This window comes from Aequorivita aquimaris, assembly GCF_001573155.1.
GTDB classification, from domain to species: domain Bacteria; phylum Bacteroidota; class Bacteroidia; order Flavobacteriales; family Flavobacteriaceae; genus Aequorivita; species Aequorivita aquimaris.
Genome location: NZ_JRWG01000058.1, coordinates 1 through 631, shown reverse-complemented (window position 1 = coordinate 631; position 631 = coordinate 1). Strand labels below are relative to the sequence as shown.

At 69.9% G+C, this 631-nt stretch carries 1 protein-coding gene; it reads left to right on the top strand.

Annotation, left to right across the window (positions count from 1 at the left end; all coding sequences use genetic code 11):
* A partial coding sequence (locus tag LS48_RS15915; protein WP_204376485.1) for a phage tail tape measure C-terminal domain-containing protein occupies window positions 1-534 on the top strand: 534 nt, incomplete at its 5' end.
* Window positions 535-631: the final 97 nt, after the last annotated feature.

Here is a 631-nt window from a genome sequence, read left to right as displayed (position 1 = left end):
TCCGTGTTCTCCGACATGGCGAGTTCGATCATCGCGGACCTGGCGCGGATCGCGGTGCAGCAGATGATCATCAAGCCGCTGGCGCAACGCCTGTTCGGCGGGTCGGAAGGCGCCAGCAGCAGTTCGGGCGGGAGCATCTTCTCGCTGCTCGGCAACCTGATGGGGAAGCGTGGCGGCGGCAGCTACACCAGTCCGTTCGCCGGCGCCGGGCTCGGCCCCCTGCCCTTCGTTCCCGATTCGAGTGGCCTGCCGAAGCTGGCGACCGGCGGGTTCTTCAAAGTTGGAGGCCGGAGCGGCATCGATCGCAACGTCCTCTCGGTCAACGGCATCCCGCGCGCGATGGTGGGCGCGAACGAGCGGGTCCACGTCAACCCGGCGAACGATCGGGGTAACACCGCAACCGTCGTGCTTGCTGTTGAGGAGGGCGCGCTGTTCCGGCCAACGGTCCGGTCGGAGGCTGGGGACGTCTCGATCCGCACCGTCGGCGCTGCGGGCCGCGCGCAGGCGACCCGCGCGCGGCAGACGCTGCGATGATCGACCTGACGCCGCTCGCCGCGGCAGCCCACACGCCACGCCTGATCGACTTCGGCGGCTTCCTGACGCCGTCAACGGGTGCGGCGGTGCTGCGCGT